Origin of the sequence: Posidoniimonas polymericola (assembly GCF_007859935.1) — a bacterium.
In the GTDB taxonomy this organism is placed as follows: Bacteria; Planctomycetota; Planctomycetia; order Pirellulales; family Lacipirellulaceae; genus Posidoniimonas; species Posidoniimonas polymericola.
The window spans coordinates 434049-457509 of record NZ_SJPO01000006.1 but is presented as its reverse complement, the minus strand read 5'-3'; the positions used below and the strand labels follow the sequence as shown (position 1 = coordinate 457509).

Genomic DNA, 23461 nt, shown 5'->3' with positions numbered 1-23461 from the left:
GTAGCAGCGGATTGGAACACCGTTCGCCGCACACTGCCCGCGGCTGGGTGGACGTCGACAAGCACACGCTGCGTCACACCCGGCGTCCGAACGTGTTTGGGATCGGCGACGCCTCGCGCCTGCCGACCTCAAAGACCGCCGCAGCTATCCGCAAGCAGGCGCCGCTGCTGGTCGAGAATCTGCTGGCCGTGGTCGAGGCCCACGCGCCGACCGCCGCCTACCATGGCTACACGTCCTGCCCGGTTGTGACCGGCTACGATAGCCTCGTGCTGGAGGAGTTCGACTGCGACAAGACGCCGCAAGAGACCTTACCGTTCAACCAGGCGAAGGAACGCACCAGCATGCTGTTGCTCAAGCAGCTCGGCCTGCCGGCATTGTACTGGCACGGGATGCTCACGGGCCGCGTGTAGCTCGCATCGCCCCCTACGTTGAGGAGGTCGCACCGGCGGCGGTTTTTCGACTAACGCCACAGCGGGCCCAAGCCATGAGCAGAGCACAGCCTTGAGGGGGTGCGATGCTGCAGGTCTTCCACAGCGGCCGTGCGTATTCGCACGTTCTGCGTGCGGACTTCGAACGATTCGACGAACGAGCTTGTCTAGTCAAATCCCTCGTGCCGGAGAATCGAGTTGATTTGACACGTGTTTGACGCACGACGATCGGTTCTCGGCTGGTTCGGCATGAATGGTGCTGCCCGTGGACACAAAGTGGATCACTTTGTCTCTAGGGCGTATTTCGTCGCTGCCTCGATTAGCCATGACCGCCAAACAAGTCGCAGTGCTGGGGTTCTCTATTCTTGTCGGGGGGACGTTGGGCTGCAGCCCGGAGCCGGCTGCCGACTCTCCCCGTCCGGCGAACGCCTCGCCGGATAAAGGTGTCGGTCCGGTCGAGCCGCCGCAAACTGCCGATAGCGGCCCACGTCAGAGCGGCGCACGTCAAAGAGGCGTCGTCGCGACCGCAGACCTGCCGAAGCCGGATACCCTGTCAGAGGACGACTGGCCACAGTTCCGCGGAGCGAAACGCGACGGAGTCGTCCGCAGCAGTGTCCGACTGGCCCGCTCGTGGCCCGCTGACGGCCCGCCGAAGCTGTGGGAGGTCGCGGTAGGCCAGGGCTACTCGGCGCCGTCGGTCGTGGGAGACCGCGTCTTCTTGAACGACTACGACGAAGAGCAGAGCGAGTGGATGGTCCGCTGCCTATCGCTGGAGAGCGGCGCAGAGCAGTGGGCGTACAAGGTCCCTAAACGCATCCGCCCCAACCACGCCATCACGCGATCGGCGCCGGCGACCGACGGCGGTTTTGTGTTCTCGATCGACCCCAAGTGCGAGCTGCATTGCGTTGATGCCCGCAACGGAAAGCTGATCTGGAAGGTCCGTCTGCCGCAAGCGTATGACAGCCCGATCCCTGCCTGGTACAGCGGGCAGTGCCCGTTGATTGACGACGGAAAGCTCATCGTGGCGGTCGGGGGCCGGGCCTTGTTGGTCGCGCTCGACAAGGCGACCGGCGACACGATTTGGGAGACCCCCAACCCCGACGCCATCCCGGTTTCGCACTCGTCGGTCATGCCGATCGAGATCGACGGCCAGCGGCAGTACGCGTACCTCACGCTGCAGGGACTGGTCGGAGTTTCGGCCGAAACCGGCGAGCAGCTCTGGTCATTCCCTTGGAAGTTCAACACGGCAGTGGCGCCCTCGCCATTGCCGCTCGGCGAAGGACGGCTGCTGCTGACCAGCGGCTACCACGCGCAGAGCGTCGTCTGCCAGGTAACGCGCGTTGACGGCCAATGGTCGGCCGCGGAGGTCGCGGCGTTCCCGCCCCCGCCCCGTGGGTGGAACTCGGAGGTGCACACCCCGATCTACTACCAGGGCCATGTCTACGGGGTTGGGAAGTCGAAGCGGGGTATGTGGACCTGCCTGGACCTCGACGGCAGTGAGCTGTGGACCAGCGGCCGCGAAGCGTCGTTTGGCATGGGCGGGTACGTGCTGGCCGATAGCATGTTCATCGCGTTGGACGGCAAGAGCGGCGCCCTGCGGCTGATCGACGCCGGGGCGGGTGAGTACCGCCAGCTCGCGGAGGCCGAGATACTCTCGGGGCCCGACGTCTGGGCGCCGCCGGTGGTGTCGGCCGGCAAGCTGCTGGTGCGAGACCTAGGCAGGCTCGTTTGCCTAGATGTCGAGGCGCACGGAGAGCCGCTGGCCGCCAGCCCGGGCCCCAAGAACTAGCGAGGGAAATGCCACCGATGCAACTCGTTCACGCAAGCACGCTCGCCGGCCCCCGAGGCGGCGCCCTCTTCGATATGCGGCTCGCTGGGGTTGCGGTCGACGCAGGCGATCGTTGCTACACGCTAGGCGACAACCTGGTGCGGCGGTACTCGGCCGACCAACAGTTTGAGCACGAGTTCCAGCTGCCCGCATTGGGCTGGTCGGTGTGTGCGGAGGGCGACTCGGTGTGGGTCGGCTTCGACGGCCAGCTGCGTGCGTTCTCGGCAAACGGGGAGGAGCTCGCCCGAATCGACGATCACGAGCGGCTTGGCCGGGTGACCGCGATTGCGGTTGTCGATGGTCTTCTGGCGGCGGCCGACGCCACCCACAAGGAGGTGCACCTGTACTCGACGACAGGCGAACACGTTGGGGAAATGGGGGCGTCCGCCAATACCCGCGGCTTCATGATCCCCAATGGCGTGCTCGACCTGGTCGCCGATCCGCGCACCGATACCGTGCTGTTGGCTCACCCGCAGAAGCACCGCGTGGAGCGGTACGGGGCCGATGGTCGGTTGGTCAACAAGTGGGGGCGGTTTGGGATGCACAGCGCGGCCGATTTCGGCGGGTGCTGCAACCCAACCAACATCGCCGCGGCCGCCGACGGGACCGTCGCGGTCAGCGAGAAGGCCCCGCCACGGATCAAGCTGTACGACGAGGCAGGCCACTTCCTGCTGTCGGCGGGCGAGGAGTGCTTTGATGCCAACAGCAAGAACATCGACCTGGCGTTCGACTCCCGCGGGAGGCTCTACGCCACCGACCCGCTGCGGCGGGAGGTGCACGTGTTCCAACTGCTGAGCGGCGAGGAGCAACAGCAATGAGCGAGTCCTGCCGACGCGATTTTCTGAGCCACTCGGGCCGGGCCGCCTGCGCAATCGCCATCGGCGGCGTCGGGGTCGAGCTGGGCCGTCGGGCGTGCGCCCAGGACGCGTGGACCATCGAGGCCAACCGCTGCGTCAATATTCGTCTGGGCGTGACCGGGGCTTCGAATGTGTGTGAAAGCTGCGCCACAAGCTGCGTGCTGCCGCTCTCCGCGGTCCGGGCCGTCAACGACCACTCGCAGTGCGGCCGCTGCTGCATCTGCCCGGCGTACTTCGATGTGCTCAGCCCGGTTGGCCCGGATGGGCTGCCGACCAAGAAGCTGTGCCCCCGCGATGCGATCACACGAACCGCGATCGGTGAGGTCGACCCCTACGACCCGCTCAACAACTTCTACGAGTACGCGATCGACGAGGAGAAGTGCAACGGCTGCGGCCGGTGCGTAATGGAGTGCAAAGACCCCGCCGGCTTGGGGTCGATCCGTCTGGAAGTGCGCCACGATCTGTGCCTGCGGTGCAACCGCTGCACGATCGCCAGCAACTGCCCCGAGGACGCCTACCGCCGCGTCGGTCCCGAGCCGCCGCCCGCGTCCAAGCTGGAAGGGGCGCACGGGTGACTCCGCTGAGTTCCCTTGCAGCAATCCTCCGACGCGCCGCGTCTCTAGAGATCGTGGTGCTGGCCTTCGCGTTTCTCTTTGCGCTGGCCACGGGCGTCGAGGGGCAGGAGGCGTACGATCGCCCTGTGAGTTCGGCGCCTCAGCCGGACGATATCGGCGCCGGCTACCAGACACCCGAGGTGCAGCGTACCAGCCCCCGCTCGGCGGCATTGCAGATGCTCGACGTGGTGCTGCTAATCGGCGGTATGGCGGCGATCGCCTGGGTCTCCCGCCGCGGTCGTCGGCGGTGGGTGGTGACCGCGGTGACGTTAGCCTCGCTCGCCTACTTCGGCTTCTACCGGCAGGGGTGTGTCTGTCCGATCGGAGCGACGCAGAATGTCGCCGCGTCGCTATCCGACGCATCGCTCGCCACCCCAATGGTGGTGCTGGCCTTCTTCCTGCTGCCGCTGGCAGCCTCGCTGTTGGCCGGCCGGGTGTTCTGTGGCGGGGTTTGCCCGCTCGGCGCCATCCAGGACCTTGTTCTGCTGCGCCCGGTGCAGACGCCCCAGGGAGTTGACCGCTGGCTGGGAATGTTCCGGTACGTGTACCTCGGTTTGGCGGTTTGGTTTGCGGTCCTGCCCGCCGGCCAGCGGGATTTTGTTATCTGCCGCTTCGACCCGTTCGTTGGGTTTTTCCGCCTGAACGGACCGGCCTGGATGCTGGGAGTCGGCGTCGCGTTGCTGCTGCTTGGCACGGTGGTCGGGCGGCCCTACTGCCGGTACCTCTGCCCCTACGGTGGGTTGATATCGGTAGTCTCGCGGTTCGCGATCTGGCCCGTGCGGATCACGCCCGACGAGGAACTCGACTGCGGCCTGTGCGTCGACAGCTGCCCGTTTGGGGCGATCAAAGACCTTCGCGCAAAGCCGAGCGAGTGCCTAGCCTGTGCACGATGTTTCGCACATTGCCCGCGGCAGCAGCTCGCCTGGGGCGAAATCGAACTGGTAGAGCTAGACGAACTAGTTTCGAGCGCGAAATGTGTCGCCCAGAGGTCCGGGGGAAACGAATGAGCCTTCCTCGCAGCGAACTCCGCAGGGTCAGCGCCTTGGCCGCCGTTGTTGCGCTGGTCGTCTGTGTTGGTTGCTTGCTGACTGACCACCTGCGGTGGGCGACGCACCGAACAACCGAGGTTCAGGCGTTGAGCGAGGCCGAGGCCGCAGCGCAGCAAGACGCTGCATCAGCGCCTGCGCTGGAGCGATTGGTCGAGCGTCAGACCAGCCAATCGCTCCGGTTGCGTAACCGTGAGCGGGTCCTGGGCATCACCGCGGTGGCGGCCGCGGCCCTGCTGGTCGTCGCGACCCGGCGGCCAGCCGGGACCAAGCCGCCCCTGCCGGCGACGCTCGACCGCTGCATGCCCCGGGCGCCTGTCGAACCCCTGTCCGACCCAGCAGAAACGCCGGTCGATCCGAATCGCGGCGACGACCAAACCGCGCCCGAGGTCGACCTCATTCCGCTGCGAGAGATAGTCGACCGCGTCGGCCGCGAGGCCCACCGGCTGATCCCGCTCCTGCACGCCGTTCAGGCAGAGTACCGCTACCTGCCACCCGCGGCGCTCGACGAGCTGTGCTACCTTACCGAGGTGACGCCGACACAGCTTGCCGGGGTGGCTTCATTCTACGCCCGGTTCCGCACCAAGCCGTGCGGCAAGCACCTGGTCGAGGTCTGCCGCGGGACCGCCTGCCACGTGGCGGGCGCCGACCGCGTGCTGGAGGAGCTGAAACGCGGGCTGGGGATCGCCCCCGGCGACGACACCGACCCCACCGGGCAGGCCACGGTCGAGACCGTTGGTTGCATGGGTTGCTGCAACCTGGCGCCGGCGGTATCGCAACACGGCGAGCTGGTCGCCAACGTGAGCGTAGAGGACCTGCCAGAGATCATTGCCCACTGCCTGGACAAGTCGAAGCGGCGGAGCGGAGGCTACCGGCCATTCAGGAAAAAGACCGCGGCCCCGATCGAGTCGGGCACACCGCTGCTCGAAGGCCCAAGCGGCCTGCCCAACGTGGTTACTGCCGGCTGGCGTGCTGGCGCGCACTCGACTCTGGAGGACTACGAACGCAGTGGCGGGTTCGCCGCGCTCGCCAGGTGTGTTTCGGCTCTCAGTCCAGAAGAAATCATCGACCAGATCGAGCAGAGCGGACTCCGGGGCCGCGGTGGCGGCGGGTTCCCCACGGCGCGGAAGTGGCGGGTGGTGAGCCAGCAATCGGGTGAGAAATACGTCGTAGCGAACGGCGACGAGGGGGACCCCGGAGCCTATATGGACCGGTCGATCATGGAGTCGGCGCCGGCGGGCGTGCTCGAGGGGATGCTCATCGCCGCCAGGGCGATTGGCGCCAACCGTGGGGTGGTGTACGTCCGGAACGAGTACCCAGTCGCCGTGCAGCGGATGCGCGAGACGGTCGATCAGATGCGGTCCAAGGGCTACCTCGGCAAGGGCATCTTGGGGAGTTCGCTAGAGTTTGACGTCGAGGTGGTCGAGGGGGCCGGGGCCTTCATCTGCGGCGAGGAGACCGCCCTCATCGAGTCGGTGATGGGACGCCGTGGCACGCCGCGCAGCAAGCCCCCCTACCCTGCCGAGTCGGGGCTGTGGGGCCGTCCTACGCTAGTGAACAATGTCGAGTCGCTCGCCTGCGTGCCGTGGATCCTGCGGCACGGCGCCTCGTCGTTTGCCGCCCTAGGCACGGAGTCGAGCAAGGGGACCAAGGTGTTCTCGTTGGCCGGCAAGGTCCGCCGCGGCGGACTGGTCGAGGCGCCCATGGGCGTTACTATCCGTCAGCTGATCGAGGAGTACGGCGGCGGCGTGGCGGTAGGCAGACGCTTCAAGGCGGTGCAGATCGGCGGGCCGTCGGGGGGCTGCCTGCCGGCCGAACTCTCAGACATCCCGATCGACTACGATGCGCTCCGGCAGCAGGGCGCCATCATGGGGTCGGGGGGGCTGGTCGTGCTCGACGACACCGACTGCATGGTCGACGTGGCCCGCTACTTCTTGGAGTTCACGCAGCAGGAGTCGTGTGGGCACTGCACCTTCTGCCGTGTCGGGACACGCAAGCTGCTCGACCTGCTCGAGCGCCTGTGCGCGGGAAAGGGGACGCGGCGCGACCTTTCTGAGATCGAGTCGCTGGCGGTAAGTGTGGCGCACGGCAGCCTCTGCGGGCTCGGCAAGACGGCGCCCAACCCGGTGCTGACGACCTTCCGACACTTCCGCGACGAGTACGAGGCCCACCTGGAAGGCCGCTGCCCGGCGGGACGCTGCAAGTCGCTGATCAGCTACCACGTCACCCAGGACTGCGTTGGTTGCACGCTGTGTGCGCAGCACTGCCCGGTCGCCGCGATCGAACCGACGCCCTACCGCCAGCACGTGATCGACCTCGACCGCTGCACCCGGTGCGACGCTTGCCGCACGACGTGCCCCGAGCAGGCGATCGTCACCACCAGCCCGGCGTCGCCCCGGCGACGCAAGACCCAACCGAACGCCGCCTGATGATTCAGCTCTGGATCGACGACGCCCGCGTCGAAGTCGACGACAACGCGACCGTGCTCGACGCCGCCCGGCAGTTAGGGATTGACGTGCCGTCGATGTGCAGCCTGGCCGACCACGGGCCGAACACCTCGTGCATGTGCTGCCTGGTGCGGGTGGACGGCGCCGAGGGTTTTGTGCCTTCGTGCGCGACGAAGGTCCGCGATGGGATGCGGGTTGAGTCGGAGACCCCGGAGGTTCACGCCCTGCGGAGGACGGGCATCGAGTTGCTGCTTGCGGACCACGCGGGTGACTGCCACGCGCCCTGCCAGAACACGTGCCCGGCGAAGATGGACATCCCGAATATGCTGCGGCTGGTGGCCGACGGCGACTACGCCGCGGCCGTGGCGACCGTCAAGCGCGAAATCGCCCTGCCGGCTATCCTCGGCCGGGTCTGTCCCGAGGTCTGCGAGCAGGCGTGCCGGCGCGGGCAGCACGACAGCCCCGCCGCAATCTGCAAGATCAAGCAGTTCGTTGCGGACAAGGACCGCGCTTCGGCTACTCCCTACCGCCCCAGCACGGCGCCTGACAGCGGCAAGCGGGTCGCGGTGATCGGCGCGGGGCCGACCGGGCTGACCGCCGTGTTCCATTTGCGGCGGCTGGGCCACCGTTGTGATCTTTTGGACGCAGAGTCTGAACCGGGGGGCCGACTGCGGACCGCGTTCGCCGACGAGCTGCCAATCGATGTGCTGCGGGGCGAAGCACAAGCAGTGATTTCACTCGGCGTCGGGACACGTTTTGGAGACTCGGTAGACCTGCCGGGCTTCCTCGAGTTGTCATCGCGTGACTACGACGCCGTGTTGCTCGCCACCGGCAGGCCCCGCTCAGCGGACGGCGATCTTCCCGAACTCGCCGCGACCAAGAGCGGCCTCAAGGTTGATCCGGCGACACGGATGACCAGCCAGAGTGGCGTCTTCGCGGCGGGCAACGCGGTGCGTCCGTACAAGCTGGTGGTGCAATCGGTCGCCGAGGGGAAGCTGGCGGCCGACTGCATCAACAGCTGGCTCCGCGGGGCCCCGCCACCCGACCGCCGCGCCTCCTACGAAACTCGTCTGGCCAAGCTGGCGGGCCATGAGGTGTGCGACTACTGCGCCGGCACGGAGCCGACCGTGCGAGCCGATCGGCAGTTCCTCGAGTGCGACTCGCCAGAAGAGGCAGCCCAGCGCGAGGCCCGCCGCTGCCTAGAGTGTGACTGCCGAGCGCTCGCCAGTTGCCTGCTACACCACTACGCGGCGATGTACGACTGCAACGCCCTGCGCTACCGGGGCGAAGGGAAACGCTACCAGGGGCGCCTGATGGGAGAGCGGGTTACCCTCGAGTACGGCAAGTGCATCCTCTGCGGTATCTGTGTCCAGCTAGCCGCGGACGACCCCGAGGCGGTCGGATTGGCGGTGACCGGTCGTGGCGCTGAAACTCGGATCAACCCGCCCTCGGGCGTTTCGCTCGACGCCGCACTCGGTGGGGCCGTCACCGAATGCGTCGCCAAATGCCCAACCGGGGCTCTGTTGCTCCACGGAACGCTATAGGTCCGGCCCCAGGCTTCGCCGCGGCGTGTGCTAGCAGTCGGCGGTGCGGCTTGTGGAAAGTGGCGGCTCGCAGGCAAATAAGTTCTCACGCAGATCTGGCATAGCCGAATTACTAAAGCGTTAGTAGTATACTGCCTGTACCCGACGAACGCCTCGACGCCGCGGCCAGATTCGCCCTCGATGCCCACCGCCACCCAACCTCGACGCAAGCCGCCAACGCACGGGTTCACCGTGTGTGAGCTGCTGGTTGTGATGGCGTGCACTGGCGTGCTGCTGGCGTTGTTACTGCCTGCGATTGTGTTTGCCCGGGAGTCGGCCCGCCGAGCGACTTGTGGAAGCCAGCTCCGCCAAATTGGCCTCGCGACCCAAGCCTACCATGACAGCCATCGCCGGTTTCCAGCGGCCTGGAGTGACGACAATCGGGAGCCGGGTTTCGTCTCTGGCTGGGCGACCTCGCTGCTTGCCGAGCTGGGGGAGCCGAGCCTGGCGAGAAGGTTCGCCGATCCAGCCCAGTCGCCGAGTCGAATGAACGAGGCGTCGCTGAAGATTTTGGTTTGCCCTTCCGACATTGCCGAGCCCCAGTTTGAGCTGCGGGCCGACACCGACACTGACACCGACGACGATGCGTTCGCCGCTTCCGCCGCCGCCGATCAACTGGGTGACGTGCTGCTTACGCTTCCTACGGCAAGCTACCTGGGCGTATTCGGCACCACCGAGGCCGACGACCATGACCAGATCAACGGCGTGCTGCAGCGGACGCCAAGCGACGGCACAATTGTCCATGACCGGCGGGTCCGATTCGCGGACCTCCGGCGTGGCGCCAGCGCGACGATCTTGGTTGGAGAGCGCACGATGGCCAGGGCGCCGTCGACCTGGCTGGGGGTGGACGTCCTCGGCGAAGACGCGGAGTGTCGCTTGGTGGGGTCGGCGATCACGCGGCCCAATTGCGAGGAGTGCGACGAGTGCGAGTTTGATAGCCGCCACCCCGGCGGCGTCAACTTCTTGTGGGCGGACGGGCGTGTCGAACTCGTGTCGGACAGCGTCGATACCGCGGTCTATCGTCAGTCCTCGCAACGGTTTGTCCGGTAGTCGGAGCCCAGCAATGCCACATCGACCCGAATCAATGATGCTGACCGGCCCCGAAGCCGAAATCATGAACGTGCTGTGGAACGTTGGCGAGGCCACGGTGGCGGAGGTTGTCGAGCGTCTGCCTCGCGAGCTCGCCTACACAACCGTGATGACGACAATCCGCATCCTCGAGGAAAAGGGCTTCGTCGCAAATAAGGGGAAGCGGGGACGCGCGTTTGTCTACGCGGCCGCGGTTGAGAAGTCGGCCGTCACCGGCTCGATGACTAGTGAGGTCGCCAACCGGCTGTTCGGCGGATCGGTGAAGTCGCTTGTGCTGAACATGATCAGCGACCCGAAGGTGAACCACGAAGACCTGGCTGAGATCAAACAGTTGATAGAGCAGTTGGAGGCGCGGAAGTGAACAGTCTTCAATGGCTTCAGGTCTTGCTCTCGCTCTCGCTGCAGGCGACGCTGGTCATCGGCGTCGCCTGGGGCATGGAGCGGTGGACCGACGCCGCTGTGACCAAGAGCCGCGTCTGGAACGCGTGCTTCGTCAGCCTGTTGCTGCTGCTGGCGATGGGGGTCTTGCTGCCGCGTCTCGAGTGGATCCATCCGTGGTCGGGCCTGGGGCCCAAAGGCCTGCTGGCGGTCGCCAACACCGAATTCGTGCTGGGGGCCAGCTTGCTGGCGGTCTGGGTTGGCGGCGTTGGCGTGATGATTGTCAGGTGGTGCATGCAATTCTTTGCGGTGCGCTCATTCCTGTCGCGCTGCCCCCCCTACCCGGAAGCGGTCCAGGAGCAGCTGCGGCGTCGGGTCCCGGCCGAGCTGCTCACCCCGCTAATCGATGAGCTTTGTTACCGGGAATCCCCGCAAGACCTAGGACCGTTCTGCTACCAGTTTCACCGACCGCTGGTTTTTTTGCCGAGGACTCTGGTGGAAGGCGACCCCGTTGAGCTAGAGCATGTGCTGCGGCACGAGCTGACGCATCTGAAGACTCAGCACCCGATGCAGTTGTTCCTCCAGAAGGCGGCCCAGGTGTTCTTCTGGTTCCATCCATTGGTTTGGGTGAGCGGGAGGCGCTCTTCGTTGGTTAGGGAGTTTGTCTGCGATGACGCAGCCAGTGGCGACGCGCAATCTACCGCCCTCTACCTGAGGACCCTGCTGCGGTTGGTCGAGAACCGTTCGGCGCCGCCCGAGGGTTCGCTCATGTTCTGGCGTAGCCAGAGCGAGTTGAGGCTGCGGGCCAGAAGGCTTGCCTTCGCGGTCGATCGCCCGACGTCGGCCGGCAGGCTGGGGCCCGTACTCGTCTGCGCGGCCGCGCTTGCGGTGTCGCAGCTGTGGCTCCCCACCAACCCGCTGGCGTCGCACTACGCAAGCTACTCGCCATGGCCAAGTTGGACCGCGACAGTCGCCCATTCGTTCGGAGTCCGTCTGCGAGACTTCGAGAGTTACGACACGGCCGTGCAGCTCGAGGAGCTACTCGAGGCCCATGAGGCGCTGGCTTCCGAGTGAGTTTGCGTCACTTGGCCCCCGACTTCTAACAAACTCCTCACTTCGAACGCCCTCACCAACTCCTAGAAACTTAGTAGCCCTCTGAAAACTAGCTGGTTCGCCCACGGATGGGGCCTCTGGCATCAAGTTCAAGCAAGCGACAACGCAAGGAAGCGACAAGTGTCAGAATCGACAGCAGGCGTTGCTGGTGAACGGAGTGGACGCACCGCAGCGAGCATCTCGCTCGTCCTGCCCGCCTGGAACGAGAGCGAGGCCCTACCCCGGGCCGTTGGAGAGGCGGACCGGGCGCTCCGAGCCGTGTCCGACCGGCACGAAATCATCGTCGTTGACGACGGCAGCCAGGACGACACGGGCGAGTGCCTAGTAACGCTGCGGGCAGAGTACCCGGCGCTGCGGGTGCTGCGGCACGACCAGAACCAAGGGTACGGCGCCGCGTTGCGGACCGGTTTCGCCGCCGCCGAGTGCGACCTGGTGGTCTTCACGGATTCGGACGTCCAGTTTGACCTGGCCGAGATTAACCGCTTTGCCCTGCTGGCAAGAGACTACGACATCGTCTGCGGTTACCGGATCGACCGCAAAGACGCCCCGCTGCGGTGCTTCTACTCACGGGTTTACAACCTGTTGGTAAGGACGCTTGTGGGGACCTCGGTGCGTGACATCGACTGCGCTTTCAAGATGTTCCGACGCGACAAGCTGCAGCAGCTTCCCGTCACCACTGACGGGTTCCTGGTCAACACCGAGTTGCTGACCGCCGCCAGGCAGAACGGCTTCTCGGTTGTTGAGGTCGGCGTGACCCACCGCCCTCGGGTGGAGGGCGAGAGCACGGTCTCGGTGAGTCACATCCCGGTCGTGCTCGCGAGCCTGGTTCGGTTCTGGTGGAATCGCGTGCAGTTCCCCGGAACGGCGGTCGCCGCGCGAGAGCCGGCTGGCCCGACCCAGTCCGGTCATTCCGATCGCCGCCTCGCATGGCTGCAGGCCTCGCTGCTGGTGGTGGCCGCGGTGCTGCTGCTCTCGGGGTTGTCCTACCCGCTCATCGACCGCGACGAGACCCGTTACGCCGAGATCCCGCGCGAGATGGTAGTCTCCGGAGACTGGCTGGTCCCGAAGCTGAACTACAAGACGTACTACGACAAGCCGCCGCTGCTGTACTGGGCGTGCGCGGCAAGCTATTCGGTGTTCGGGGTTTCGGAGTGGTCGGCGCGGCTTGTCCCGGCGCTGAGCGGCGTGCTGACGCTCGCGATGACGATGGCCTTCGGCAACCGGCTCTTCAACCGCCGTGTTGGGCTCCTGGCCGGGGGGGTGCTGGCGTTGTCGGTCGGCTTTCTCGGCGCGAGCCGCATCCTGCTGATCGACGGCCTGCTGTCTGCATTCGTGGCTTTGGCGCTATTTGCGGCGTGCGAGGCAATCCGTGAGCAACGGCTGCGGCGCGGCTGGTGGCTCTTGGCGAGCTTCGCGGTGGGCGTCGGTTTCATGGCGAAGGGGCCGATTGCTCTGGTGCTGTTCTTGCCGCCGGTTACCGCCTACGCCTGGCTGACGCAGGGGGCGGCTAGGCTGAACGCTGTGAGCTGGCTCTTGCTCACCGCGGTAGTGACCCTCATCGCGGCGCCGTGGTTTATCGCCGTGAGCCGCGAGGTCCCCGACTTCGCTTACCAATTTTTCTACCTGCACAACGTCGAGCGGTTCGGCGGCGCCTTCCACGCCAAACCACTCTGGTTCTTCCTGCCGGTGCTGCTGATCGGTGGTCACCCGTGGTCGTTCCTCGCACTGCCGTGCGCCAGCTACCTTGGCACACGATCGCAGGCGGTCGGCGAGCGGCGGACCCCCATCCTCGGCTTTATGGTCCTGTGGGCCGTGTGGTGTTTTGCCTTCTTCACGATCTCGCGTTGCAAGCTCCCGCCGTACATTCTGCCGGCTGCTCCCGCTCTTGCTCTGGTAGTTGGCAAGTGCCTGGAGGACATCCTCTGGCAGCGGGAGGGAATCAAATGGAGTCGGTACACCACCGGTTGGGCGCCTTGGTTGGCGACCTCCACGACGATCATCGCAAGTGTCGGGTTCATCGCGCTTGGCGCGTGGTCGGGATTCGAATCGTTGCGTCTATTGATCGTGTCGAGCATCATTGGCATTTCGCTGCTGTTCGTGGTCCGGTGGACGCGTCAGAACCTGCAGGGCCCAAAGACTGCCTGGGGGATCTGCGCCGTGGCCACGCTGCTGGCGGCGACTGTCGTGCTTCACCGAGAAATCCCCCGCTACGCCACGGCTCAAACGCTGTTCGGCCCCGCGTCCCCATTGAGGGGCCAATTCGCCGCGACCCCAGACGTCCCCGTGGTCACGGTCGGTCACGAGTGGTCTGGCGTGCCGTTCTACCTGCACCGCGATGACATCGCCAACTTCGATCACCTGGATGGCCAAGAGCTTGTCGAGTGCGCGGACGACGCAGGGCGGGTGCTGTTGATCTACCGAGACCGCGGGCACCAAGAGCTGGCGCCGGCGTTTCTCCCCGCCGGCGCCCGCGTCGTCGCGACCGCCGACCGCGGTCAGGCGAGGCTGTTCCTCATCGAACTCGACGGTCCCGGTGAGCTCGTCGCACGCCCCGCGTCTCTCGACGCGCCGCTCCGCTAGTGGTAGGCCTTTGCGGAGCGGGTCGCCCGTTGCTTCGTCGCACAAGCTCCATTTACCTCACTTGTTAAGGGCCAGTCGCGGCGTGGCGGGGATCAGCTGGACCTGCTTCTCCGTGACCAGGCTCCCGTCCGCCCGCCGGACGGTGAGCTTGGCGGGCAGGGCCAGGTCGAGGTCCATCTCCGGCATCCGGATGCGGACCACCTGGGCGTTCCAGTTGTCGACCTTCACCGGCATGGTGAGCGGGCCGACCTTCATCTCAACGCTCCCCTGATTGCGGCCGAACGGCATGCCGTCGAGGATCAGGCGGGAACCGCTGACGACCGTTGGCAGGGGGGCGGCCGGGGGAGCCGGCTGCTGGGGCGCCGGCTTCGCAGCAACCACGCGTTCGTGGACCACCGGCTTGACGACCACGCGCTCCCGGACCACGGGGTGGTAGATGGGGCGTGGGTAAACGATGGGACGCCCGCCACCGCCGCTGCAACCGCCGGCGTGGGCCGTGGCGGCAGAAGACGATAGTGCGGCGAGCAGCAGAGCAGCGAGAGTCGAGCGGTACATGATTGGTTTCCCTAGTAAGAGTGGTGATTCGGCGCCCGGTTGGCCGTTGGTCGGCGATGGGCTACACCCCTAACTGCCGGTTTACCCCTGCCATCCCGCGCGGGCGGCCAAAACTTTCTAGAAAAAGCTCAAACCCCTGGAATTACAGTGTCTGGCGAGCCGAAGGGGCCCTAGTTAAGATCGTGGGGTGCGGGCAGCTTCGTGGACACGCACCTCTCCTGGAGCCTCAAGAACGTCTGATCACTTATGCCCTCTCGGGACCTGCTGGTAGAGCTTGTCGATCGCTGGGCCGACGCCCACGAGCAGGGCGACGAGCTGAAACCCGAGGAGCTTTGCCACGACTGCCCCGAGCTGCTCCCGCAGCTTGAGCAGCAGATCGCCATGCTGCGGGCGATGGACGCCCGTCTGGCCGGCCAAACCACCAACCGCTCGTCCGACGCTCCGTACGACTCCCTGGCGGCTCAGACCGAGCTCGACGAGCTGACGCTGCTCGCCAAGGGGGGACTGGGGATTGTCTACTCGGCAGAGGACCAGCGGCTGGGCCGCCGGGTGGCGGTCAAGTTTCTGCAGCAGGAGCACTTCCACGACGAGCTTTCTCGGCGGCAGTTCCTGTTGGAGGCCGAGGTCACCAGCCGGTTGGAACACCCCGGTGTGGCGCCGGTCTACTGCGTTGGCGAGGTCGACGAGGGCCGCCCGTTCTACGCGATGCGGCTGATCGATGGTCAGACCCTCGACCAGGCGATCGACGACTTCCACAGCGCCCACCCCAGCGGCGTCTACGACGAGCAGGGCAGCGAGCTGCGGACCCTGCTGCAGCGGTTTATCACCGTCTGCCGGACGATTGCCTACGCCCACAACCGGGGCATCCTGCACCGCGACATCAAGCCCTCCAATGTAATGCTCGGCCGCTACGGCGAGACGCTGGTTGTCGACTGGGGGCTGGCGATGGCGGTGGGCCGTGAGGACGAGTTCAAGCTCGCCGACGAACGGACCCTGATGCCGCAGGTCACCAGCGACTCGTCCAGCAGCGACAGCATGGCCGGCACGCCGGCCTACATGAGCCCCGAGCAGATCTCCGGCGCGGCCGAGCTGCAGCCCGCGAGCGATATCTACTCGCTCGGCGCCACGCTCTACCGGCTGCTCACCGACCACAGCCCCATCGAGACCGCCGACATCTCCGAGCTCCGCCAGCGGGCGATCCGCGGCGAGTTCCCCCGGCCCCGCGTCCACGCGCCGGCGCTCTCCAAGCCGCTCGAGGCGATCTGCCTCAAGGCGTTGGCGACCGACCCGGGCGACCGCTACCGCACGGCCCTCCGCCTTGCGGAGGACCTCGAGCACCACCTGGCCGACGAGCCCGTTTCGGCCTACCAAGAGTCTTTCAGCTACGTCGCGGCCCGGTGGGTCAAGCGGCACCTGCGGGTGGTGCAGACCGCCGCGGCGGCGCTGCTCTCACTGCTACTGCTCACCACGGTGTTCTCTGCCTGGCAGTCCAGCACCGCCCAGCGGGCTAACGCCGCTCGGCGGGAGGGGCTGGTGTCGCGGGCCACGCTGGCCGCCGGCGGGCTGGCGTCGGAGCTCGACCGGCGGCTGCTGGTGCTGGAGGGCGCCGCCCGCGACCAGCGGCTGATCGACGCGGTTCGCGCGGCCTACGATGCGCCCGACGACCAGGCCGCGTGGGAGGCCGTCAACCAGTGGCTCACCAACCAACGCGACTACTGGGCCGGCCAGCGCCGCCTCAAGTCGTACTGCTGGATCGTCAACCTCAACGACGGCCGGGGCACACAGATCGCCCGGGCGCCGAAGCTCGACGAGGCGACCGGCGAGCCTGCCAAGTCGCTCGGCCGGTCCCTTGCGCGTCGCGAGTACTTCCACGGGCAGGGTCCTATCTACCAGGCCGACGAAACCTCGGAGATCACGCCGACCGCCAACCCGATTATCTGCACCCCGTTTCAAGGCACCAACAACGAACCGGTGCTCGCGTTCTCCGTTCCAATCCGCGACACACTCACCCCCAACAGCGATCCAGTTGTCATCGGTGTGCTCGGCATGGCGGTCGAGGTGTTCGACATCACCAACCTCGACGCCCAGCTCGGCGAGGGCCAGGCGCTGACCATCGTGCACCGGCGTCTCGACTTGTTCGACAAGCAGCAGACCCGCCGTGGGCTGGTGATGCAGCACGATTTGTTCCACAAGCAAGGGGGCGACGGCGCCCCCCACTGGGCGCCCTACTGGCTCACCGAGGCGACGCTCGACCGGATCGAGGCCGCCGACTGCGAGCCGATGCTGATGACCGACTACCAGGACCGCCTGGCCGAAGTAAGCCCGGCGCTCGGCGGCGCGTGGCTTGCGGCTGTGGCGCCCGTGCTGCTCCCCTCCCGCGACGACGAGACCCAAGACTCCGGCTGGTGCGTCATTGTTCAGGAACGCCTGTAGCCGAGACCGCCTCGTCGCTGTTGGTCGCGTTCCCGCGATTGAACAACGCGTCGACCACGCCGGCCAGCACGTGCTGCACCAGCGCGTAGCAGATGATCGGCAGGAACACGGTCGACTCCTGCGGCAGCACGGTGTCCGCCAGCAAGAGCGCGACCCCGTTGTTGTGCATCCCGACTCCGTACACCAGGGCCGCGGTGGTGGGCCTGGACGCCTTGGCCAACTTCGCGATCAGCCACCCGGTCGAGAAGGCCGCTACGCACAGCACCCCGGCCAGCATGATCGCGGTCGCCAGCCGCTCGCCGGCGCTGCGGGCCTCGACAATCTGCAGCGACGCCGACGCGAACGCGTAGATCAACAGCAGCAGCAGCCCGCTGCCGGCGAGCCGGATCCAGGGCCGCAGCCGAGCGGTCCGCTGCGGACCGAGCACCAGCCGGACGCCGACGCCCACCGCCGACGGCAGCAGTACCCACAGCAAGAAGTAGCTGCCGAGCACCGCCCGACCGATGCCGTGGGCGACTTCGGGATCGCCGCCGGCCGCGGCGGCGAAGTACGGCAGCCAGTACTGCCCCGCCCACGGGCCCAGCAGCGTTGAGCCGACCACCACGCCCAGGGCGAGCGCCACGTCGCCGGCCGAGGCCTGAGTCCACGCCGGGCAGCTGGCGGCGGCCGGCATGGCGGCCACAATCGCCAGTCCGAGCAGCATCTCGGCCGGCAGCACGCCGCCGAGCAGCGCCGACCCCCAGCCGATCGTCGTCACGACGCCGACCGGAACGATCAGCTTGGCCAGCAGCGCCCCGCCCAGCAGCCGCGGCCGCAGCAGCGACTCCCGCACCCGCGTTGGGTCGATGCCCACGCCGGCGATCGCCAGCAGCAGCGCGAGCAGCACCTGCGACACCGATACGCCGCTCCCAGCGCCGAACTCCAGGTCCCGCAGCCAGACGCCCGCCCTGGGGGCGGCGATCGCCAGCGCGTAGCACAGCGCCAGCAGGCCCAGGAAGTAGTCGTGGACCCGCTGGGCGACGCGTTCGACGGCGACCCGTGGCGGCGGTTGATGGGCTGCTTGCTGCGGCACGTTACTCGCCGCGGGCTCGGAAGTAGGTTTCACGCTCCAGCCAAACCTGTTTGATCTTCGACACGCGGCGCTCGATGTGACCGGTCGAGTAGTCGAGCTCCTTGGCGATCTCGGCGTGGCTGTGCCCCTCGAACTTGAGGATGGCGATCTTGCGGTCCAGCTCGTCGAGCGACTTGAGCAGGTCCTCGCACTGGCTCAGCACGGCGTTCATCGAGTCGGCCGCCTGGGTTTCGGCCCCAGAGAAGCCGTCCAGGCCCGGGCCGCCGGCGTCGCGTTGGCGGGCGAACATCGACTCGCCGCGGAGGTCGGCGCCGCCCCGCTTCTGCGCCTTCTGCTGCCGGACGTGGCCCTGGGCGGTGCGGAACGCGATGCCGCAGAGGATCTTGCGGAGGTCGTCGCGGGTCTCGACGTCGGTGAAGCGGCCGTCGCGGATCCCTTGCCAGAAGATGTAGATCGCCTGCGCGGCGATGTCCTCCTCGTCGGCTACCTTGCGGAACTTGCCGATCTTGCGGCGGCTGTAGGCCTCGACCGAGGGGAGGAAGTTCTCACACAGCCAGGCGAGCGAGTTCTCGTCGCCGTCCTGCAGGCCCCCGATGTGATTGACCGTCGCGTCTCCCATGGCAGCCCCCTCGGGCGTGGTGGTTAGGAACCAGTGTTTGTGGTCGCCGCCGGGGCACGCCGACGCGGCTGGCGGGTTTAGTCCGAAAAAACGAGCGGAGGGGACAAAACCCGGGCCGTGCCGCCCCCCTCGATTCGTTTCAGCCTGGTATCGCAGTGTTTTCTCCAGCGCCGGCCGGCCGTCGTTCGCGGGTTTTGTCCCAGGTGCGCGGCCCAACCGGCGAAACTCGACGCCGCAGGGGCCGGCTACTGGCCGGTCATGGGGCTTCATCAGCAGCTGGCGAGGCGGTTTTGGGACGCGGAGAGCCCGCGGCGTCGCCCCTATTGGAACACGAACCGCGGCTCATTGCCTCTTAAAAATAGGCCCTCGTGGAACTTATCGGGCCGCTCGGGCCGGGGTTCCTCGGCAGCTTGAGAAGTTTTTCTGGAAATCCTTGCCGGCGGCGCGGGATCTCAGGGCGGGACGGGCAGTCAGGGGTGTAACCAACTCCCGCCGAGCCCAACTCGGCCCTCCCGCGAAACGAAGGACCCCTAAGATGAAGACTTCACTCACTGCCCCGTTGCTGACCCTGTTGCTCGCCCTCACCCCTGCCCTGGCAATGGCCCAATCGGCCGAATCGGGCGTCGATGTTGGCCCCGGCGGCTCTGGCGCCTCGGCCGGCTATGTTGGCGACTGGGGCATCGCCGATACCGAGAGCCGCGACGGCTTCGGCCGGGCGTTGGGCGTCGGCGTCTCGAAGGACGGCGTCGCAATCTCGCACAGCATCGGCGCCTCGAACGGCTCGTCGGGCGTCGGACACAACTTCAACATGGCTATCGGCCGCGACGGCGCCCACGTCAGCCAGGGCGGTGTCGTGACCAGCGGCGGCAACGGCCGGGTAGAGGCCGGCGGCAGTGCTTCGCAGTTTGGCGGCGGCAGCGACGTTGTCGGCTGGGGCAACAACACCAAGGCCTGGACCGAGAGCCGTACCCGCCGCTGGAGCAACAACGGCCCGCAGAACGGCGGCAACGGACAAATCGTGCCTTGGGGCGGCGCCGGCTACGGCTCGAACGGCTCGTCGAATTCCGGCGGCTACCAACCGGCCGTGATGCCTAGAAACTCGGGCGGCTACCAGTCGGCCGTGATGCCCAGCAACTCGGGCAGCAGCCGCAGCTTCTCGATCCCGGGCGGCCGCAAGCTCCGCTTCGGAAAGTGATTCCCACCGGCCGACGCCCGCCAGGGCGTCGGCCGGCCTTTTTCTTGATTCTCTGCCCATTCCGCGCTGGGTCTGACTCGCCAACCGCCAGTCAGTCTTAGACGCAAACGCCCTCCCCAACTTCCAAGACAAGGAAACCAAGTCATGTCCCGCACGTTCCTGCTGCTGATCGTCGCCGTCGTCGCCGCCCCCGCAGCCGACACCGCGACCGCTCAACTCCCGTTCAACATCGCTCCCGCCGGCCCGATCGACATCAATCAGCTCAAGCAAGACACGCTTAGCCAGGTGCTGCCCGCGGCAGCCCAACTCCCCGCCGCGGCGCTGGGCGCCAAGGTGGGGGGCCTGCCGGCCGACCCCGTGATGCTCAGCTGGGGACTCAAGACCGACGCCATGCCCGAGCTCTACCACCGCCTGCCCGAACTCCAGCAGCGGGGCGGCATCTACATCAGCCACGTCGAGCCGGCCAGCCCGGCCGCCAGGGCGGGCCTGGTCAAAGGGCTGGTCGTGCTGGAGATCAACGGCGAGCCAGTCGACGAGTCCCGCTCGCTGGGCTTCCTGCAGCAGCCGACCGAGCTGACGCTGCTGACCTCCAAGGGCCCGCAGCGGGTGACTGTTCAGCCGCGGGTCCGGCTGCACAACTACGGCCCCGGCACGATGCACCCGCACCTCGGCAACTCGCTCCGCAACGTCAACGTCGGCCGCCGCATCGGCGGCTGGAACGCCACACCCGGCTCGGCCGTCGCCGTCAGCATGGTCAACGGCGCCTACGCCATTGAGGCGAGCGTCCCCACCGCCGACGGTCAGCAGAAGGTGCAGCTCTCGGGGACTCGTGAGGAAGTCGAAACCCAGCTGGCGAAGCTGCCCGCCACGGTCGCCGACGCGATCCGCAGCCAGATGTAGGCAGCAGGCTTAGGTCAACAACCTGATCCCCGCCGGGTCGGTCTTCCCCGTGAAGGCCGGCCCGGTTTTCGTTGACAAACGATTGAATCCGGCGGGAAGTAGATGGCCACGAAAAGGCACGAAAAGACACAAGAGTAGGGAGGCCTTCGTTTCACCTGAGCACGAGTTCACCTGAGCACGAGTTCACCTGGGCACGGGGCTGATGGCTCTGACGCGTTTGCCCCACCCTGAGTGCTGGAACGAAGCCCTCCTCTTGTGCCCTTTTGTGCCTTTGCGTGGCCAACCTTCCGTCACCACGACCGCGTCGGCATAGCTTCGGCAATTGGCTTTGAAAAACTTTCACATTCTTACCGGTCGTGCGCGGGGTGTCGGGCCTCAACCGGCAGGTAAGGGTGTTACCCGAACCCGCGAGCCGCGACGGCCCGCCTACCCCGAACAAGGAGTTACTACGATGTCTCGCTCACTCGCTCTTGTTGCCCTGCTCGCCCTGCCGCTGATCGCCGCCGACGCCTCGGCCCAGGTCCGCGCCAGCAGCTTCTCCAACGGCGGCGTCGCCCGGGCGACCGCCAGCGGCCGCGGCAACACCAACATCAGCGCCCACGCCTCGGCGACCAACGGCGGCACGGCGATCGCCAACATGCGGGGCGACGGCCGCTACGGCGGGTACGCCACCGGCACGGCCATCGCCGCGGCCGACGGCGGCACCGCGATCGCCAGCGGCAACAGCTCGGCCCGCGGCTGGGGCGCCCGCAGCAACTCCAACGCCATCGCGGCCACCCAGGGCGGCTACGCCCGGGCGACCGACGCGGCCCGCGCCCGCGGCAACGCCTACGCCGACAGCACCAGCGCCGCGTTCTCGACCAATGGTGTGGCGATCGCCGAGGGCGGCGCCAACGCGTCGGGCTACTTCGGCGGCTACGGCGAGGCGATCAACAGCTCCACGGCCGTGTCGAACGGCGGCTTCGCCGTGAGCAAGAGCCAGGCCAACTCGTTCGGCGTGTTCGGCGGCCAGTCCTACAGCCGCAGCACCGGCGTGGCCTTCGCCAATGGCAACTACCGCTCGGCCGACGTGCAGGCCGACAGCGCCGCCATCTGGGGCGTCAGCGAGACCGAAGCGTCGCAGATTTCCTGGTGAGCCTGAAAGCGAGTACGAAACGCCAACAGGCCCCGGCAAACTTGCCGGGGCCTGTTCTTTTTTGAGTTAGGCGGCCTGTTTTTTTGGCTGGGCGGATAGTTGAGAAACGGGGACTGGCTCGATGCGTCGTGGGGCGACAGAAGCCGTTGCTACCAATGCCGCTTCGTGCCTGTCCCCGTTTCTCAACGGGACCTCGGATCTCCCCGCCGGCTGCTACGCCGTGCGGTGGCGACTCCGCAGCCCGTACAGCCCGACCACCACAAAACAGATCAGCGGCAGGATGAACGACACTCGCGTCGACGACAGCGTCATGGCGCCGAAGTTGAAGGCGTCGAGGTCCATGATCGAGGCCTGCAGCGGCGGCATCACGCAGCCGCCGCCGATCGCGCAGATCAGGCCGGCCGAGGCGAGCTTGGCGTCGTCGCCGAGCCCTTCCAGGGCGATGCCGTAAATCGTTGGGAACATCAGCGACATGCAGGCCGACACGCCGATCAGGCAGCCGAGGCCAATCTGACCGGGCAGCAGGATCACGCCGAGCACGAGCAGGATCGCGATCGCGGCAAACGTCGCCAGCATCATGGCCGGCTGGAAGTACTTCATCAGGTAGGTGCAGATCCAGCGACTGCCGATAAAGATGCCCATCGCGACCATGTTCAGGCCCTGAGCATTCTCCTTGGGCATATTCACGACGTCCTCGGCGTACTGGATGATGAAGGTCCAGCACATGATCTGGGCGCCGACATAGAATGCCTGGGCGATCACGCCCTCGACGTACCGGCGATTGGTGAACAGCCGCCCAAGCTGGGCTCCGATCCGCTTATCTCCGACGTCATAGGTTTCGCCGGTGGGCAACGGCGCCAACGCGAACGCCAAGAACACGACGCCCACGACGCACCCCAGCACCACGTACGGGGTGACGATGACGCCCAGGTCGTTCTGCTGAATGGCCAGCAACCCAGCCGGGTCGGTTTCCGACATCGCCAGCCGGGCCGCCTCGTCGGCCTTGTCGAGCCGGGCGAGGATGAACTCCTTGGCGACAAACATCCCACAGATCGACCCCACCGGATTGAACGCCTGCGCGAAGTTGAGCCGCCGAGCGGCGTTGTGGTCGGGGCCCATCGCCAGGATGTACGGGTTGGCGGTGGTCTCGAGGAACGCGAGCCCGCAGGTCATGATAAAGTACGCGCCGAGGAACGCCGAGAACAGCATCGTCTTGCCGGCGGGCACAAACAGCAGGCAGCCCGCCGCGTACAGCGCCAGGCCCATGATGACGCCGCTCTTGTAGCCGAAGCGGCGGATGAACAACGCCGCCGGGATCGCCATCACGCAGTAGCCGCCGTAGAACGCGGCCTGCACCAGCGAGCTCTCGAAGTGGGAGAGCAGCAGCACATTCTTGAACGCCGCGACCATCGGGTTGGTGATATCGTTCGCGAAGCCCCACAACGCAAACAACGATGTCACCAAGATAAACGGCGCCAGGTAGCGGCTCGGCACGACGGCGTCACTGCCGTGACTCGGTGGGGTGGATTGGCTCATGGTCCCTCAAACGAGAATCGCCGGGCGGCTGCCCTGAGTGGGCGCGGCCGCCA

Annotated in this window: 19 protein-coding genes; 15 read left to right on the top strand and 4 right to left on the bottom strand. The window is 66.8% G+C overall.

From position 1 onward, the window contains the following. Window positions 1-11: 11 nt before the first annotated feature. From Pla123a_RS14595 to Pla123a_RS14545, 11 genes are all read left to right on the top strand, one after another. Window positions 12-410, top strand: coding sequence for an FAD/NAD(P)-binding oxidoreductase (locus tag Pla123a_RS14595; protein ID WP_197527977.1), 399 nt, complete (start codon window positions 12-14; stop codon window positions 408-410). Window positions 411-753: 343 nt separating this feature from the next. Beyond that, entirely contained in the window at window positions 754-2217 is a 1464-nt protein-coding gene (locus Pla123a_RS14590) for an outer membrane protein assembly factor BamB family protein (protein WP_197527976.1), read from the top strand. A gap of 17 nt (window positions 2218-2234) precedes the next feature. After that, window positions 2235-3074, top strand: a complete 840-nt coding sequence (locus Pla123a_RS14585) for a hypothetical protein (RefSeq protein WP_146588161.1) — start codon at window positions 2235-2237, stop codon at window positions 3072-3074. Next, window positions 3071-3688, top strand: coding sequence for a 4Fe-4S binding protein (locus tag Pla123a_RS14580; protein ID WP_146588160.1), 618 nt, complete (start codon window positions 3071-3073; stop codon window positions 3686-3688). Before Pla123a_RS14585 ends, Pla123a_RS14580 begins: the two co-directional genes overlap by 4 nt. Continuing rightward, complete coding sequence (locus tag Pla123a_RS14575) at window positions 3685-4734, top strand: 4Fe-4S binding protein (RefSeq protein ID WP_146588157.1); 1050 nt, start codon at window positions 3685-3687, stop codon at window positions 4732-4734. The genes Pla123a_RS14580 and Pla123a_RS14575 overlap by 4 nt, the downstream gene beginning before the upstream one ends. Before the next feature lie 35 nt (window positions 4735-4769). Then, window positions 4770-7202 carry an NAD(P)H-dependent oxidoreductase subunit E gene (locus Pla123a_RS14570; RefSeq protein ID WP_231956478.1) on the top strand — a complete coding sequence of 811 codons (2433 nt, stop codon included), beginning with the start codon at window positions 4770-4772 and terminating at the stop codon, window positions 7200-7202. Continuing rightward, window positions 7202-8764 carry a 2Fe-2S iron-sulfur cluster-binding protein gene (locus Pla123a_RS14565; RefSeq protein WP_146588155.1) on the top strand — a complete coding sequence of 521 codons (1563 nt, stop codon included), beginning with the start codon at window positions 7202-7204 and terminating at the stop codon, window positions 8762-8764. Before Pla123a_RS14570 ends, Pla123a_RS14565 begins: the two co-directional genes overlap by 1 nt. Before the next feature lie 180 nt (window positions 8765-8944). After that, window positions 8945-9853: a DUF1559 family PulG-like putative transporter gene (locus Pla123a_RS14560; protein WP_146588153.1), complete on the top strand. Its 909-nt coding sequence runs from the start codon at window positions 8945-8947 to the stop codon at window positions 9851-9853. Window positions 9854-9866: 13 nt separating this feature from the next. Next, complete coding sequence (locus Pla123a_RS14555) at window positions 9867-10253, top strand: BlaI/MecI/CopY family transcriptional regulator (RefSeq protein ID WP_146588152.1); 387 nt, start codon at window positions 9867-9869, stop codon at window positions 10251-10253. Beyond that, a complete protein-coding gene (locus tag Pla123a_RS14550; RefSeq protein WP_146588150.1) occupies window positions 10250-11344 on the top strand; it encodes a M56 family metallopeptidase in 1095 nt (364 codons plus the stop codon). The genes Pla123a_RS14555 and Pla123a_RS14550 overlap by 4 nt, the downstream gene beginning before the upstream one ends. Before the next feature lie 159 nt (window positions 11345-11503). Then, the gene (locus Pla123a_RS14545) at window positions 11504-13963 is read left to right on the top strand and encodes a glycosyltransferase (protein WP_146588148.1); all 2460 of its coding nucleotides are present in this window, start codon (window positions 11504-11506) and stop codon (window positions 13961-13963) included. A gap of 57 nt (window positions 13964-14020) precedes the next feature. Here Pla123a_RS14545 and Pla123a_RS14540 read toward each other — a convergent pair whose 3' ends face one another. Further along, window positions 14021-14518 (bottom strand): hypothetical protein, encoded by a 498-nt coding sequence (locus Pla123a_RS14540; protein WP_146588146.1) that lies wholly within the window; start codon window positions 14516-14518, stop codon window positions 14021-14023. A 246-nt stretch (window positions 14519-14764) separates the two neighbouring features. Between Pla123a_RS14540 and Pla123a_RS14535 the strand changes: the two genes are divergently transcribed. Then, complete coding sequence (locus tag Pla123a_RS14535) at window positions 14765-16951, top strand: serine/threonine-protein kinase (RefSeq protein WP_146588144.1); 2187 nt, start codon at window positions 14765-14767, stop codon at window positions 16949-16951. Here Pla123a_RS14535 and Pla123a_RS14530 read toward each other — a convergent pair. Together Pla123a_RS14530 and Pla123a_RS14525 are read right to left on the bottom strand one after the other, a co-directional pair. After that, the gene (locus Pla123a_RS14530; protein WP_146588142.1) at window positions 16929-18056 is read right to left on the bottom strand and encodes a bile acid:sodium symporter family protein; all 1128 of its coding nucleotides are present in this window, start codon (window positions 18054-18056) and stop codon (window positions 16929-16931) included. The two genes, Pla123a_RS14535 and Pla123a_RS14530, sit on opposite strands and share 23 nt — an antisense overlap. Continuing rightward, window positions 18025-18642 (bottom strand): ECF-type sigma factor, encoded by a 618-nt coding sequence (locus tag Pla123a_RS14525; RefSeq protein ID WP_197527974.1) that lies wholly within the window; start codon window positions 18640-18642, stop codon window positions 18025-18027. Before Pla123a_RS14525 ends, Pla123a_RS14530 begins: the two co-directional genes overlap by 32 nt. Before the next feature lie 535 nt (window positions 18643-19177). Here Pla123a_RS14525 and Pla123a_RS14520 point away from each other — a divergent pair. The 3 genes from Pla123a_RS14520 (at window position 19178) to Pla123a_RS14510 (ending at window position 21872) form a co-directional block, all read left to right on the top strand. Continuing rightward, window positions 19178-19837, top strand: coding sequence for a hypothetical protein (locus tag Pla123a_RS14520; RefSeq protein ID WP_146588138.1), 660 nt, complete (start codon window positions 19178-19180; stop codon window positions 19835-19837). Window positions 19838-19981: 144 nt separating this feature from the next. After that, window positions 19982-20737 (top strand): PDZ domain-containing protein, encoded by a 756-nt coding sequence (locus Pla123a_RS14515; RefSeq protein WP_146588137.1) that lies wholly within the window; start codon window positions 19982-19984, stop codon window positions 20735-20737. A 451-nt stretch (window positions 20738-21188) separates the two neighbouring features. Further along, window positions 21189-21872, top strand: a complete 684-nt coding sequence (locus Pla123a_RS14510) for a hypothetical protein (protein ID WP_146588135.1) — start codon at window positions 21189-21191, stop codon at window positions 21870-21872. A 213-nt stretch (window positions 21873-22085) separates the two neighbouring features. Here Pla123a_RS14510 and fucP read toward each other — a convergent pair whose 3' ends face one another. After that, window positions 22086-23408: an L-fucose:H+ symporter permease gene (gene fucP / locus Pla123a_RS14505; RefSeq protein ID WP_146588134.1), complete on the bottom strand. Its 1323-nt coding sequence runs from the start codon at window positions 23406-23408 to the stop codon at window positions 22086-22088. Between the last annotated feature and the right edge of the window lie 53 nt (window positions 23409-23461).